Source organism: Sphingobacterium bovisgrunnientis, assembly GCF_009829085.1.
Lineage (GTDB): Bacteria > Bacteroidota > Bacteroidia > Sphingobacteriales > Sphingobacteriaceae > Sphingobacterium > Sphingobacterium bovisgrunnientis.
Genome location: NZ_WUQY01000005.1, coordinates 20,592 through 35,015, shown reverse-complemented (window position 1 = coordinate 35,015; position 14,424 = coordinate 20,592). Strand labels below are relative to the sequence as shown.

Below are 14,424 nucleotides of genomic sequence, written 5' to 3'. Positions count from 1 at the left end.
AATTTATCTTTTAACAAAAATTAACAACAGATTGATGTACTTTAGCATCCATAATTAGAATTAAATGAAGCAACTATACATTCTGACATTAACATTTATAATATTCACTTGGTCCAATACTTTTGCTCAAGTACAAAATCCGATTAATCTTTCGGATCCTGATGAGTTTAGTTATTTACAACCAAAAGATTATGTCATTGCTGGTGTGACTGTCAAGGGAGCGCAGTATCTAGATACGGATGTATTAATTACGATATCAAAATTATCTATTGGTCAATACATTGAAGTTCCTAGCGAGGCTACATCGAATGTAATCAAAGATTTGATGGCTCAAAATCTTTTTGAAGATGTACAATTGTGGGCTACACGGATTGAGGGAGAAAATATTTTCTTAGAAATTCGTGTACATGAAAGACCACGTCTTACACGCATAGAAATTAGCGGCTTGAGTAAATCACAAACTGATGAAATCAATAAGAGATTAAATGCAAACGCAGGGCGTATTGTAAACGACAATTTGCTTCAATCTACAAGAAATACTATAGCGAAGTTCTTACGCGAAAAATCATATTTATATCCAGATATAAATATCCAGACTGTTAAAGATTCATCCCAGACTAACAACGAAATTGTAGTTGTAGATGTAGATAGAAACAAAAAAATCAAAGTTAATAGTGTACACTTCTCAGGAAATGAAACTTTTACAAATAAGGAGCTTACAAAATATTTAAAAGGTGTAAAACCACGTAAATGGTTTAGAATATTTGGCCCTGGTAAATTCAAAGATGATAAATATACAGAAGCGAAAGAGAAATTAGTTGCCAAACTTCAAGATAAAGGGTATCGTGATGCACAGATTCTTCGTGACTCTGTGTACAGATTTGACAATAATGAAGTGGCAATAGATATTGAAATCTATGAAGGACCTAAATATTTTGTTGGAAATATCGACTGGTCTGGAAATACTAAATTCACGGATTCTGTATTGAATATAATTTTAGGAATTGAAAAAGGAAACGTTTATTCTGAAGAGAAATTGACAAGTAAATTGATGGGTCCAACGCGTAATAGCGATGATATTAGTGCAATCTATCAGAATGATGGCTACCTGACATTTAATGTAAATCCTATAATTAAAAGAATCTACAACGATACAATTGACCTAGAAATTCAAATTTCTGAAGGCAAACAATACACGATTAATAATGTAATCGTAAAAGGTAATGATGTAACAAATGACCGTGTAGTATTACGTTCTATTTACACCAAGCCAGGACAGAAATATTCGAGAGAGCTAATCATGCGAAGTATTCGTGAGATTTCGCAATTGGGTATGTTTGATGAGCAAAAAATTACACCAGATATTCCTTCTTCTACAATGAATCACGATGAAGGTACGACAGATGTAGTTTTCAACGTAGTAGAAAAACCTTCTGATCAGGTGGAGTTATCCGGTGGTTATGGTGCTGGACAGATTATAGGTACATTAGGTTTAACATTTAACAACTTCTCAACAAGTAATTTCTTCAAAAAAGAAGCTTGGAAACCACTTCCTCGTGGTGACGGACAAAAGTTAAGTATTAGAGGCCAAACTTCAGGAAAACGTTACCAATCATATAGTTTCTCATTTTCAGAGCCTTGGTTAGGTGGTAAAAAACCAATTTACTTTGGGTTGAGTGCCTACACTTCCAACTCATCTTACGGTGGTTTTAATTATTACACAGGAGAGCAGATGGTAGCTGATAGAGATTTGCAGCGTATTTGGATGTCAGGTGTGACGGCTTCATTAGGTAAGCGTCTACAATGGCCTGACAACTACTTCCAAATTAACAGTTCATTATCGTTCCAACGTTATAAATTACAGAACTATGGTAACTATTTCTTGTTTTCGGATGGTACTGCATTCAATATAAATTTTACGCAAGAAATCAGCCGTAACTCAATAGATGCACCGATCTACCCTACCTCAGGTTCAAATATTAAGTTTTCAGTATCCTTGACTCCGCCATATTCGTCATGGAATAGCATTAATTACGATACAGATCCTGATCCAATTCGTTACAAATGGACAGAATACCACAAATGGAAATTTGATTCCCAATGGTACACGAAAATTGCTGGTAAGTTAATCTTGAAATCGCAAGCACAATTCGGATATTTAGGAAATTATACAGATAGAACTAAAACATCAACATTCGAGCGTTTCAAATTAGGTGGTGACGGTATGCAAGGCTTTGACTTCTTACAAGGTTCTGAGATCATAGCAATGAGAGGTTATGCGAATGGTACAATCATCCCTGCTTCTACGGGTAATGGTTACCAAAATATTGCAATTAACTCAGGTAGTCCAATTTATGCGAAGTATCAATTAGAATTGCGTCACCCAATCTTGTTAAATGATCAAGCAACCGTATTTGCATTAGCTTTTGCAGAAGCAGGTAACACATGGAATAAATTCTCTGAGGTAAATCCATTTAAAATGCGTCGCTCAGCAGGTATAGGTGCACGTATCTTCTTACCTATCTTTGGTATGCTAGGTATTGACTATGGACATGCATTTGATCCTATTCCTGGCATGCGCACAGATGCGTGGAGACAAAACTTTACATTCAGTATTATTCAAAATATGGGAGGTTTTTAATAAATTAAACTTTTTAGTATAATTGCTGTCCTATAAAAAACAATAATTTGTAGTATATGAAAAAGATTTTCGCAATTTTAGCATTTCTAACAGTAAGCATCAGCGCTACTTTTGCGCAACGTTTCGCTTATGTGGACTCTGAATATATCCTAAGACATGTACCTGAATACACCTCAGCACAAAAACAAATTGATGATCTAGCAAAACAGTGGCAAGATCAAATCGATATTCAATATACAGAGATTGAAAAACTGTATAAAGCTTATCAAAATGATCACTCTCTATTGAGTGAAGATATGCGCAAGCGAAGAGAAGATGAGATTGTTAACAAAGAAAAACAAGTCAAAGATTTGCAACGTCAAAAATTCAGCTATGGCGGTGATTTGGAAAAAGAAAGAACGCGATTGTTCCAACCTATTCAAACTCGTATTTCCAAGGCCATAGAAGATTTTGCAAAAGCTCAAGGATTTGATTTTATCGTAGACAAAGGAAGTGAATTGACATTCTTGTATTCTAATCCAGCATTAGATAAAAGCAATGATGTAATCACAAAATTAGGCTACAAACCTAATCCATCATTGCTACAGGCAAATCAAAAATAAAATAAAACTGATTTATTAACATAAAAAAATAGTATAGAAAAATTACTTTTGTAAGTATTGAGATTAAAATGGAAAGAATGAAAAATTTATTAAAAGGAGCGGTATTATTAGTGGGTTTATTTGCAGCTACTTCTGTTGCAAATGCACAACAAAAAATTGGACATATCAATGCTGACGAAATATTTCAACAAACAGCAGATTTTAAAACAGCTACAGATCAATTAAAAGTTTTGAGTGATGCTAAGCAGAAAGAAATCCAAGATATGGTTACTTTGCTACAAGCAAAAGAAAAGGAAGCGAATGATTTGATGTTGAATCAAAGTGAAGCAAATAAAGCGGAAACTCAAACAAAATTGCAAACTATTGGTCAAGAATACCAGCAAATGCAAACTCGTATTCAAGAAGTACAAAAAGTAGCGCAAGAAGAAGTTGGTAAAAAACAGCAAGAATTAATGGCTCCTATTCAAACAAAAGTAATGAATGCAATTACTGCAGTAGCTAAAGAAAAAGGATACGCTTATATCTTTGATATTGGTTCTAATGCAGCTGTATATTACGCAGGTGGCGATGATGTATCGGCTGACGTAAAAGTTAAATTAGGTATTAAATAGTCTCTATTTAATACAATAATAAAAGGGATGACTTAATATAAGTCATCCTTTTTTTTTGGAGTCATTTTATAATTCTTCAAAATATTATATTATGCACGCATAATATAAATTAGATTATTATATTTGTTTATAAACCTGTATAAACATTATGATAAGCCAACTATTATTTGCTATGGTATTTATAGCGGCCTTCTTACTTTTTTATAGAAATGTAAGTAAGATATATCGAAATATTAAACTGGGAAAATCAGTCAATAGATTCTACAATCCATCGGAACGAATAAAGACAATGTTATTGGTAGCTTTTGGACAAAAAAAAATGTTCAAAAAACCTATTCCCGCGATATTGCACTTATTTGTGTATGTGGGATTTTGTATCATCAATATTGAGATGATTGAGATAGTTATTGATGGCTTAACTGGGTCGCACCGCGTCTTATCCTTCTTGGGTGGATTTTATGATTTCCTAATTGCTTCCTTTGAAATACTCGCTTTCGCCGTATTGCTTTCATGCGTCATATTTTTTATCCGAAGAAATGTATTAAAAGTAAAACGTCTAAATCAAGCCGAATTAAACAATGGGCCAAAAACTGATGCGAACTACATCTTAATAGCGGAAATACTTTTGATGACTGCTTTTCTTTTTATGAATGCGGCAGATCACAAATTACAACTTCTAAAACCTGAAAATTATACAGCGGCTGGCTCCTTTCCTATCAGCCAATATTTAGTTGGACTCTTGCCTGAAACTGTTTCTAGCTTGATATTTGTCGAGAGATTCTGCTGGTGGTTTCATATCGTAGGTGTTTTAGCATTTTTAAATTACCTGCCCCTATCCAAACATTTACATATCATTTTGGCTTTTCCAAATACTTACTTTTCCAATTTGGCACCAAAAGGGAAATTCAACAATATGGAATCTGTGACGGCTGAAGTAAAAGCGATGCTGGATCCTTCCCTACCCCCGCCTTCTGGAGAAGTTAGTCGTTTCGGAGTGAAAGATGTACAAGACTTAACTTGGAAGAATCTGTTGGACGCATACACTTGTACAGAATGTGGACGATGTACTGCAGCCTGTCCTGCAAATATGACTGGTAAATTATTATCACCTCGTAAAATCATGATGGATACGCGAGATCGGTCCGTAGAAGTAGGAAAAAATATAGATCAAAATAAATCATTCGTAGAAGATGGAAAATCTTTACTTGATACGTATATCAGCAGAGAAGAGATTTGGGCGTGTACGAGCTGTAATGCTTGCGTAGAACAATGTCCGGTCAATATTAATCCTTTGGAAATCATCATGGGTCTACGTCAATACGCAATCATGGAAGAATCCCAAGCGCCATCAAGTATCAACAATATGTTGGGGAATCTCGAAAACAATGGCGCACCGTGGAAATACGCACAAGCGGATCGTGCAAATTGGACTCAAAATTAAAATAGCTGAAACATGGAAAATAATATACATATCCCTACTGTAGCCGAGCTGTTAGCACAAGGTGAAACTCCAGATTTATTATTTTGGGTGGGCTGTGCTGGTTCTTTCGACGAACGGGCGCAGCGTATCACACGCGATATATGTAAAATCCTGCATCATGTAGGCATAAAATATGCAATATTAGGAACAGAAGAAAGTTGTACAGGTGATCCAGCTAAACGTGCTGGGAATGAGTTTGTCTTCCAAATGCAAGCCATGATGAATATTCAAGTTCTTGATGGATATGAAATAAAAAAAATTGTTACAGCTTGTCCGCATTGCTTTAACACCTTAAAGAATGAATACCCTTCACTGGGTGGACACTACGAAGTAATACATCATACGCAATTGATTCAGTCGTTAATCGACGATGGGAAATTGAAACCAAGCGATGGAAATGAATTCAAAGGTAAAAAGATAACTTACCACGATCCATGTTATTTGGGACGCGCTAATGAAGTGTACGAGGCTCCCCGTAAAGTATTAGAATCGTTAGATGCTGATTTAGTTGAATTAAAACGTTGCAAAAGTAATGGACTATGCTGTGGTGCGGGAGGTGCACAAATGTTTAAAGAGCCGGAGCCAGGAAACAAAGATATCAATGTAGAACGTATTGAGGATGTAATCGAAAGCAAAGCATCTATTGTGGCTGCAGCCTGTCCATTCTGTATGACGATGCTACGTGACGGCGTCAAGGTTAAAGAAAAAGAACAGGAAATACAAGTTTTGGATATTGCGGAAATTACCGTTCGAGCTAATAAGTTATAAAAAAACAGAAAGAGGAAAGTTTGACTTTCCTCTTTCTGTTTTTTGTACCTAGGAGCAGATTCGAACTGCCACGCCCTTGCGAGCGCCACCCCCTCAAGATGGTGCGTCTACCAATTTCGCCACCTAGGTGTTGGTAGGCACAAAAATATAGCTTTTTTTAATACTTGCAAGCCCTATGCCGATAATATTTTAGCATAATTTTTTTGTACTAATTGCTGAATGATGCCATCCACTAAACCGACACGGGGAGCTACAATATTTTTTAAATGACCTGACTTCATTATTGTCAAAAATATTTCTGCTGCTGGTATGATAACATCAGCACGGTCAGAGCGCAATCCCAAATCGTGAATACGATCTTTTAAAGAATACGAGTTCAAATGAACATAAATAGCTTTCAATTTCGCATAACTAAAAGGCTTATCTTCACCTTTATTTGCTATTCGAGAAAGTTTATTGATGTTTCCGCCTGTACCTATACCATAGATATCTTTGTATCCTTTTGTAATTTCCTTAACCCATACACGCATATCTTGCCATGTCTCTGGGGTATCTTGATTATCCAAAATACGTATTGTACCCAAATTAAAAGAGCGAGATCCTTTCAATTCACCATTAGCGAATAATGAAATCTCAGTACTACCACCACCTACATCAATGTAAAGGTACACCTTATCCTTATCCATGATGCCACTCAAATAAGCATTGTAAATAATCTTTGCTTCTAACCCGCCATCAATTATTTTAATATCAATACCGACTTCTTTACATGCAGCTACCACTTGAGCACCATTTTCTGAATCACGCATAGCCGAAGTCGCGCAAGCAATATAATCGCTTACTTTATAGACATCGAGTAAATCCTTAAATGCACGCATAGTCTTCACCATATCCTCAAATTTGGCTGGCGAAATTTTTTTGTCGACAAATGCATCATCACCTAATCGCAATGGAACGCGTAATAGTGTATTTTTTGTATAAGATATTTTGTTATCTTTTCGTAAGATATCTGCAATTAGTAAACGAACTGCATTGGAACCTATGTCTATAGCTGCGAATCTCAAGAGTTTATTTTAATTAAGTTAAGAAATGTGTTTACGTTAACAAAATACACCTGTATTGTGAAGTTATTGTAAACAAAATGTTAATCTTAAATTTAGGACTAATAAAATCAATAAAAATAATATTTCTGTAAAAATAAAAGCAGCGAAGGTAATTCGCTGCTCTCACATATAGTATCTTGAAAAGATATTTCGAAAAATTATCTATTTTATTTTACGCCGAAACCTAAAATCTTAAATACAACTTTGAATGCGATGAAAGATGCAATCACAATTGCAATATTAGCTATCAGAGAAAATAAAAATGTGTATTGATTCAACGCGTTCACTTCATCTGGCACGAATCGTACAAACACACCAAATAAACCAAGAATAATAGCAATAGTCAACGTTACATAGTAATGCGTTTGATTAGCATTGTTATCAGTTGTTTTCGGTTGTCTTTGTGCTGTAGTATTTTCCATAATAATATGCTCTGTTTTAACTAATGCAAATGTACAAAGTATATCTACATTTCAAAAATATTTTGACCATTAAAAACATCCTATATTTGACACATTTACTTGAATAATTTAGTAATATTGCTTTGAATTATTGATATGAGAAATTATTTTTTAATCCTGTTCCTGATTTTATCCTCTGCGACTGTGTATTCGCAGTCAACATTTCAACGCATCGACAATTTTGTTATCAAAGAAAATCTTACCGCAAATGGTAAAGTAGCCATCATTGCTGTTGATTCTGCAGATTCTGCTTTAGATTATATCAATGGGACGTTTAAGTTTACGATAAATGGTTTCGAGCAGTCACTCGCGTTTCACGACGGTGTTGCCGTTCCATCGCATCCTATCGAAAGCTCGACATTTGTTTATTTCAAACACAAAAATCAAGATAAGACAACAGGAAAACTATATTTCTTGTACAAGAAAGACAACAAAATAACGCCTTTCAAAATAAATGGTTTACTTTTATTGATTATTCCTGCAGTAATTCTTTTGATTGCCTATGCAGCAAAACGACTGCTAATGACTTTTGTTATTTTAGGAATCATTTATGCATATTTCTCATACAGCAAAGGCTTATCTATTTCACAAGTCTTAGAAAGTGCATTTCAGGTTCTTAAAAACTTGATCTAGAAAGGCAACCCAACCCCAAAATTGTATTGAAATAAGCCATAACGATCCGGTCTATGGCTTTCATAATAATCTGCTTTAAACTCTTTGGAATTGAATAAATGCTGGATTACCCATTGATTCTTACCTGTAAATTGTGGATCCTTTATTTTCAACCCAGCATCCAAACGAATAGTGAAATAATCCATATCAAATCGCAAACCAAATCCCGTACCCACCGCTACTTGCGACAAAAATTTATCAAACTTAAATACACCACCTTCATTCAACTCATTCTCGCGAAGTAACCACACATTCCCCATGTCCAAAAATGTTGCGCCATTTAGCTTCGCCCCAAAAAACCGATTTAAGATACGGAACCTATATTCTAAGTTGGCTTCGAGTTTCATTTCACCCAACTGATCCAAATTACGCAAGTTCACACGCAAATCCTCTCGAATCGAACTTCTGTTGTAGTTACCTGGCCCCAATGTTCGTGCTTGCCAAGCACGTATTCCGTTCATACCACCAGCATAAAAGCTTTTTTCGAAAATCAATAAGCGCGAATTATTGCCATAGGGCACAATAGCTCCACCATTAAATCTAAAAATAAACTGCTGATTGCCACCTAAGTGTTTGTACAATCGGTAATCTATTTCACCTTTGATGTATTGAAGATATGTCACGCCAAAAAGCGTTTTCGATCCATCAACACTGCGTTGAAAATTAAAGACATTACTCAGAAGTCCCAACGTAGTACCACTCAAATCTATTGACCCACGAAAAAATTGAAAGTTACTGAGTGTTTGTAATTTTTTTGAGTTATATGTCAATGCATATTGTGCTCCAAGACCAAAATATTGTCTATCATTAGATGCGATATATAATTGATACCCTTCTTGCTCCAATTCAGCACGAAAAGCGGCATCAAACTGACCGTCACGATATTCTACAACAATAGGCGTATAACTGTGTTGCAAATTTGGCGTCTGCCACCACGAATAATTCAATGTATTTATGAAATAACTATTGGTATACGTACGATCCTGATCAAAAAACTGAATATTCGAGGAAAGTGTCGTCCGCGGCAAACCAAATCTACCTGTATTTCCCCAGCCAAAAGGTAAAAGCATACGTGGTATAACCAAACTTACGCCCGCTTGAAAATCATTGTTGAATATCTTTTCGGATAATTTTCCTGAAAGCCTTGGGTCAAAGAGTACACCATATTTCAATTTCAATTCCAGCAATTCAGAACCGCCAAAAATATTTCTGTGCGAAAAAGTATTTCCCACATTAAATCCACTCATCCCCGAACTGAATGTGTATTCGCCTTCGACCTGATTAGACATCAATGAGCGTGGCGTTAATTCATAATTCACATTCAACAGACTGTCTCCCTCCTTTTCGTAATTGATCTTGACACTTCGGAATCCATTCATCTCGTACAACCTGTCATACGATAAATTTTCATTCTCTAAACTGTAACGCTCGCCTTCGCGCAGATACATATACCGAGAAAGTGGTTTTAATTTATATCGCGTACTGTAATCTAAAAATTCTATTCCAGAAGTCGTGTCAGCAATTACACCAGCATTCGAATTATTACCATCGTAATTATTTATCCGCACAGATACATCATTAATCCGATAAGGCTTTAGGATTGTAGAGTCTGGCACAGAAACTTGAATCTCAATATCTGCGGTTTCGTCATTACGATTCGTATCTACCGCAATACGCATATACTGTCTCAAATAGTCGTAATATCCATCGTTGCGCATGCCATCGTATAAAGATTCACGCAATTCACCAAAATCATTAACATTATAAGGTTTACCAGATTGCAAATTAGATTTATTTTGTACGTTATTTTGGTAGACTTTTGACACATAATCAGCATCAAAATTTGTTGTAATCGTACCTATACGGAACAACGAATCGGGAATCGCTAGAAAATTAATCTTTGATTTTTTGTTATTTACAGAAATATCAGGCGTAACCTTTGCTCTGAAATATCCTCTAGTTTGCAAGAAACGTTGGATCTGGATAGCAGAAAGTTCAACTAAAGAAGAATCTAGAACGCGTGGAGCTTCTCCAACGGAACGGATATTCTCGGTTTTGTATTTACCAGATTTGGTATTAAAAATATTATAAACCGTCAAATTCAACGCCGAGTTTGGACGAATTTCATTCGAAATATATTGGTATGCGGATTCTTTCAGATGTGTAGGAAAACCTTCTAAATCAACTTTTGTAACTAGAGCTTGATCCTCCTCCAAGTATTTGGCAGAGCGGCAAGATTCAAAAAATAAAAGTAAAAATGTTATACTTGCAATAAAAATTAGTCTACTCTTTTTATTCATTCAATCAATGTTATCAAAAGCTCAAATAAGTTTAATCACTTCGTTACAAAACAAGAAATTCCGTTTACAAAATCAAGTTTTTGTAGTTGAGGGAATTAAATCTGTATTAGAGTTTGTCAATTCAACCTACAAGGTACAAAAAATATATGCTACCCCACAAGCGCAGACAAAGTTGGATAAAATCCCGCATAATATAAAATTAGAGGAAGTTAGCGAAGCTGAATTTCAAAAGATTTCTAGTCTCAAAAATCCTCAGGGTACACTGGCTTTAGTTGAATTACCGCAAAACAATGAATTGAATAAAGCTGAACTGAGAGGTAAACATAGCTTAGTCTTGGATGATGTACAAGATCCAGGGAATTTGGGTACGATCATTCGCACGGCGGAATGGTTTGGAATTAAACATATTATTTGTTCCATCGGAACTGTCGATGCCTACAACCCCAAAGTTGTACAAGCAACAATGGGATCGCTTTCACGCGTGCAGTTGTATTATTTGGATTTAGAAAAATTTATTGAAGAAAATACTTTACCGACTTTTGGAGCTTTGCTCAATGGACAATCCATTTATAAAACTGAATTTGGTGAAGAAGGATTGATTATCATGGGAAATGAGGGAAATGGCATCCATCCAAATTTAATTTCGAAGATAGATACGGCGGTTACGATTCCACGTATTGGAGAGGCGGAATCATTAAATGTAGCAGTAGCGACCACAATATTTTGTTCTGAAATCAGCAGACAACAACTCAAATAAGAAACACACAAAACTATGGATTCCGAGCAAAACGGATCGATTTACACCACTTCATTTTTTCTACTTTGCTTGAGCACATTATTGTTCTCCGCAAGTTTTAACATGATTATTCCTGAGTTACCAAATTATTTAACTTCTCTTGGGGGCGCAGAACATAAGGGCTTAATCATTGCATTATTTACACTTACGGCGGGAATTTCTCGTCCATTTAGTGGCAAATTAACGGACAAATGGGGACGTGTCCCTGTGATGGCTATCGGCTCTATAGTCTGTGTCATTTGCGGATTTTTGTATCCAATATTGAGCAGTTTATCAGGATTTTTTCTCCTACGCTTAATTCACGGCTTTTCGACAGGATTCAAGCCTACAGCTACATCGGCTTATATTGCCGATATCATACCGTCCAATCGTTGGGGTGAAGCTTTGGGTATGCACGGACTATGTTATAGTTTGGGGAGCGCCATTGGTCCAGCTTTGGGTGGTTATGTCGCACAAGCTTATGGTTTAGATGCTATGTTTCACAGTTCGTCGGCATTTGCTTTTCTTTCGATTATTATTGTCTTCAACATGAAAGAAACGTTAAAAACCAAAAGCAAATTTCATATATCGATGTTGGCCATTACAAAAAAGGATATTTTCGAAATCAAAGTGTTACCTGCTGCGATCGTGATGTTGCTGTGTTATAGTTCCTCTGGTGTTATTTTGACTCTGATTCCCGATTGGAGTGAAAACTTGGGAATCGCAAACAAAGGTCTTTTCTTCACTGTATATACGATTGCCTCCGTGGCAATACGATTGCTATCTCGCAAAGCTGCCGATCAACACGGACGTACGATTGTGATGCGCATAGGCGTAATTATTATGACGATTTCTTTAGTTATTTTGGGTTTTGGGGAAAGCACCAATTACTTAATATTGGGGGCTGCTGTATTTGGAATAGGTAGTGGAATCTTATCTCCTGCCCTTAATGCTTGGACCATTGACCTTTCTGACCCCAATCACCGTGGTCGAGCAATGGCTACAATGTATATCGCATTAGAAATAGGAATTGGGTTTGGCGCATTATTTGCAGGGTACATTTATCATGATATAATAAATCGAATACCGCAAATTCTTTATGGAAATGCGATTGTAGTATTCTTAGCTTTATTGTATATTTATTATTGGGAAAAAACTAAAAACACACAGCACTATTAACCAAATAAATATGGATGCACAACCATCTAAAAAACCGTATTCCATCAATTTGGCATCGAGCCTTTTTGCATTAGTATTAATCCTTGGATTAATGTATGTTTCGCAAAGTTTATTGATTCCTTTGCTTTTCGCTACTTTAATTTCTATTTCACTTTTTCCATTAGCCCGACTGTTTGAGAAATTGAGATTGGGTAAAGCTTTTGCTGCCCTACTTGCTGTTTTAGTAGCTATTGCCATTATTTCTGGTATCATTTGGTTTATTGTTCACCAAAGTATCATTATTGGTAAAGATGCTTCTTCTATTACAGGGAAAGTATTGTCTGTATTGGAACAGGGTCAAACTTGGTTGCAGGAAAAGTTTGGTGTAGAACGTAATCAAGTAATGGATAAACTCCGCGAGCAGGGCAATAAATCATTAGAAAATGCAGGTGGTATGATTACATCTACATTTGGTTCACTAGGAAATACATTAGCAAATGCGATATTAGTTCCATTGTACTGTTTTTTCATGTTGTATTACCGCGACTTTTTCCGTGAGTTTTTCTTCAAGGCTTTCGCTTCTACGCCTCAACGCAAAGTCAATGAGGTATTAAATAAAATTTACGAAGTAGTTCAAAGTTATTTAGTTGGCTTGATCACTGTAATGGGTATCGTAGCTATCCTAAATACAGGCGGTTTGATGCTGATGGGAATAGAATATGCTTGGTTCTTTGGTTCGTTAGCTTCTTTATTAATGCTTCTTCCGTATATCGGTATTGCTATTGGCTCCATCTTGCCTGCCTTATTTGCTTTAGCTGTCAAAGACAATGCATGGTATGCTGTAGGTGTAATAGCTTGGTTTCAAGTTGTACAATTTTTAGAAGGAAATATCATTACGCCAAATATTGTAGGTAGTAAAGTAAGTATCAATCCTTTGATGGCTATAGTCGGCATTTTAATCGGTGGTATGTTGTTCGGTTTAGCCGGTTTGATATTGGCTTTACCTTTTATTGCGACCTTAAAAGTTATTTTTGACGCGATTCCTTCAATGGAAGCTTTTGGATTCTTAATCGGAGAACCCGAAAAAGAACATTTGAAACGCAACTCGACACAAGAACTCTTGATGAAATGGGGAATAGTTCGTTTACCTAAAAACAAAAAGAAAATTGAAGTTGATGTAAATGTGGAAACAAATGAAGGACAAGTGCCTGAAACGAAAGTGACCTACAAAGAAATCAACGAAAGTGAAGTCAACCCTTATGAGAATCTGAAACAAGAGGATGATAAAAAAGAAGATAAGGAATAGCATAGCTATTCCTTATCTTCTTTTTTAAAACCTTAAAAACTCCTTCAAATCATACTGCTTACGAATTGGATTAAACTCTCGAATCATCACACCATCGCAAAAAAAAGAATTGGTATACGAAGTAAAAGTATCTTTAGCAACTTGTAACTGTTCTTCACTTAATTTTCTTCCAATTGTATAAATGCGGAGTTGTACAGATATAAGCATTCGGAATTATTTCTTTTACTTTGACAGCGATAGCTTTAAACAAGGCTTTTAAATAAAGACTAGAATCCTCATCTGGCTTTACGTAAAAAGCACCGCTTGTAAAGGTGTCAAATGAATTTAAAAGTATTACATCCTTATACCAATTAACAGTTAGTTTTGAAACCTCATGCTTTACCCTTTCAAACTGTGTTTCATCAGCCCAAAACTCGCAAATTGTAAAATGCGCTAAAGCATTAACACCACTATACCAACCTATTAGAGATTTTAAACCTTGTTTAATTCTCTTAATTTCATCCAACAATTCGGCAGGATGAATTAAAATAGAATACTTTTTCATTTT

Annotated in this window: 13 protein-coding genes and 1 tRNA gene; 9 read left to right on the top strand and 5 right to left on the bottom strand. The window is 35.6% G+C overall.

Annotation, left to right across the window (positions count from 1 at the left end):
* Positions 1-64 precede the first annotated feature (64 nt).
* The 5 genes from bamA (at position 65) to GOQ16_RS04105 (ending at position 6,102) form a co-directional block, all read left to right on the top strand.
* A complete protein-coding gene (bamA, locus tag GOQ16_RS04125) occupies positions 65-2,641 on the top strand; it encodes an outer membrane protein assembly factor BamA (RefSeq protein ID WP_160068149.1) in 2,577 nt (858 codons plus the stop codon).
* Positions 2,642-2,697: 56 nt separating this feature from the next.
* A complete protein-coding gene (locus GOQ16_RS04120) occupies positions 2,698-3,243 on the top strand; it encodes an OmpH/Skp family outer membrane protein (RefSeq protein ID WP_160068148.1) in 546 nt (181 codons plus the stop codon).
* Positions 3,244-3,320: 77 nt separating this feature from the next.
* Complete coding sequence (locus GOQ16_RS04115; protein ID WP_160068147.1) at positions 3,321-3,854, top strand: OmpH/Skp family outer membrane protein; 534 nt, start codon at positions 3,321-3,323, stop codon at positions 3,852-3,854.
* A 148-nt stretch (positions 3,855-4,002) separates the two neighbouring features.
* Positions 4,003-5,295, top strand: coding sequence for a 4Fe-4S dicluster domain-containing protein (locus GOQ16_RS04110; protein ID WP_160068146.1), 1,293 nt, complete (start codon positions 4,003-4,005; stop codon positions 5,293-5,295).
* Positions 5,296-5,307: 12 nt separating this feature from the next.
* Positions 5,308-6,102: a (Fe-S)-binding protein gene (locus tag GOQ16_RS04105; protein WP_160068145.1), complete on the top strand. Its 795-nt coding sequence runs from the start codon at positions 5,308-5,310 to the stop codon at positions 6,100-6,102.
* 45 nt (positions 6,103-6,147) lie between these two features.
* Here the strand turns inward: GOQ16_RS04105 and GOQ16_RS04100 are convergent.
* From GOQ16_RS04100 to GOQ16_RS04090, 3 genes are all read right to left on the bottom strand, one after another.
* A tRNA-Leu gene (locus tag GOQ16_RS04100) sits at positions 6,148-6,231 on the bottom strand.
* Positions 6,232-6,275: 44 nt separating this feature from the next.
* Positions 6,276-7,166, bottom strand: a complete 891-nt coding sequence (locus GOQ16_RS04095; RefSeq protein WP_160068144.1) for a Ppx/GppA phosphatase family protein — start codon at positions 7,164-7,166, stop codon at positions 6,276-6,278.
* 206 nt (positions 7,167-7,372) lie between these two features.
* Positions 7,373-7,627, bottom strand: a complete 255-nt coding sequence (locus GOQ16_RS04090; protein ID WP_149915328.1) for a hypothetical protein — start codon at positions 7,625-7,627, stop codon at positions 7,373-7,375.
* 135 nt (positions 7,628-7,762) lie between these two features.
* Here GOQ16_RS04090 and GOQ16_RS04085 point away from each other — a divergent pair, with 135 nt between their 5' ends.
* Positions 7,763-8,299: a hypothetical protein gene (locus tag GOQ16_RS04085; protein WP_160068143.1), complete on the top strand. Its 537-nt coding sequence runs from the start codon at positions 7,763-7,765 to the stop codon at positions 8,297-8,299.
* Here the strand turns inward: GOQ16_RS04085 and tamL are convergent.
* Positions 8,296-10,638, bottom strand: a complete 2,343-nt coding sequence (gene tamL / locus GOQ16_RS04080) for a translocation and assembly module lipoprotein TamL (RefSeq protein ID WP_160068142.1) — start codon at positions 10,636-10,638, stop codon at positions 8,296-8,298. The genes GOQ16_RS04085 and tamL overlap by 4 nt on opposite strands.
* 7 nt (positions 10,639-10,645) lie before the next feature.
* Between tamL and GOQ16_RS04075 the strand changes: the two genes are divergently transcribed.
* From GOQ16_RS04075 to GOQ16_RS04065, 3 genes are read left to right on the top strand one after another with little or no spacing between them, the layout of a single operon-like run.
* The gene (locus GOQ16_RS04075) at positions 10,646-11,395 is read left to right on the top strand and encodes a TrmH family RNA methyltransferase (RefSeq protein ID WP_160068141.1); all 750 of its coding nucleotides are present in this window, start codon (positions 10,646-10,648) and stop codon (positions 11,393-11,395) included.
* A gap of 15 nt (positions 11,396-11,410) precedes the next feature.
* Complete coding sequence (locus GOQ16_RS04070; RefSeq protein ID WP_160068140.1) at positions 11,411-12,592, top strand: MFS transporter; 1,182 nt, start codon at positions 11,411-11,413, stop codon at positions 12,590-12,592.
* A 10-nt stretch (positions 12,593-12,602) separates the two neighbouring features.
* Positions 12,603-13,877 carry an AI-2E family transporter gene (locus tag GOQ16_RS04065; RefSeq protein ID WP_160068139.1) on the top strand — a complete coding sequence of 425 codons (1,275 nt, stop codon included), beginning with the start codon at positions 12,603-12,605 and terminating at the stop codon, positions 13,875-13,877.
* 154 nt (positions 13,878-14,031) lie between these two features.
* Here GOQ16_RS04065 and GOQ16_RS04060 read toward each other — a convergent pair whose 3' ends face one another.
* The gene (locus GOQ16_RS04060; protein ID WP_160068138.1) at positions 14,032-14,421 is read right to left on the bottom strand and encodes a hypothetical protein; all 390 of its coding nucleotides are present in this window, start codon (positions 14,419-14,421) and stop codon (positions 14,032-14,034) included.
* Positions 14,422-14,424: the final 3 nt, after the last annotated feature.

Excerpts from the sequence above, each read along its gene's own strand:
- GOQ16_RS04110 (WP_160068146.1), top strand. The coding sequence starts at position 4,003 with ATGATAAGCCAACTATTATTTGCTATGGTATTTATAGCGGCCTTCTTA.
- GOQ16_RS04090 (WP_149915328.1), bottom strand. The coding sequence starts at position 7,627 with ATGGAAAATACTACAGCACAAAGACAACCGAAAACAACTGATAACAAT.
- GOQ16_RS04060 (WP_160068138.1), bottom strand. The coding sequence starts at position 14,421 with ATGAAAAAGTATTCTATTTTAATTCATCCTGCCGAATTGTTGGATGAA.
- GOQ16_RS04070 (WP_160068140.1), top strand. The coding sequence starts at position 11,411 with ATGGATTCCGAGCAAAACGGATCGATTTACACCACTTCATTTTTTCTA.
- GOQ16_RS04075 (WP_160068141.1), top strand. The coding sequence starts at position 10,646 with ATGTTATCAAAAGCTCAAATAAGTTTAATCACTTCGTTACAAAACAAG.
- GOQ16_RS04065 (WP_160068139.1), top strand. The coding sequence starts at position 12,603 with ATGGATGCACAACCATCTAAAAAACCGTATTCCATCAATTTGGCATCG.
- GOQ16_RS04105 (WP_160068145.1), top strand. The coding sequence starts at position 5,308 with ATGGAAAATAATATACATATCCCTACTGTAGCCGAGCTGTTAGCACAA.
- tamL (WP_160068142.1), bottom strand. The coding sequence starts at position 10,638 with ATGAATAAAAAGAGTAGACTAATTTTTATTGCAAGTATAACATTTTTA.
- bamA (WP_160068149.1), top strand. The coding sequence starts at position 65 with ATGAAGCAACTATACATTCTGACATTAACATTTATAATATTCACTTGG.
- GOQ16_RS04115 (WP_160068147.1), top strand. The coding sequence starts at position 3,321 with ATGAAAAATTTATTAAAAGGAGCGGTATTATTAGTGGGTTTATTTGCA.
- GOQ16_RS04120 (WP_160068148.1), top strand. The coding sequence starts at position 2,698 with ATGAAAAAGATTTTCGCAATTTTAGCATTTCTAACAGTAAGCATCAGC.
- GOQ16_RS04085 (WP_160068143.1), top strand. The coding sequence starts at position 7,763 with ATGAGAAATTATTTTTTAATCCTGTTCCTGATTTTATCCTCTGCGACT.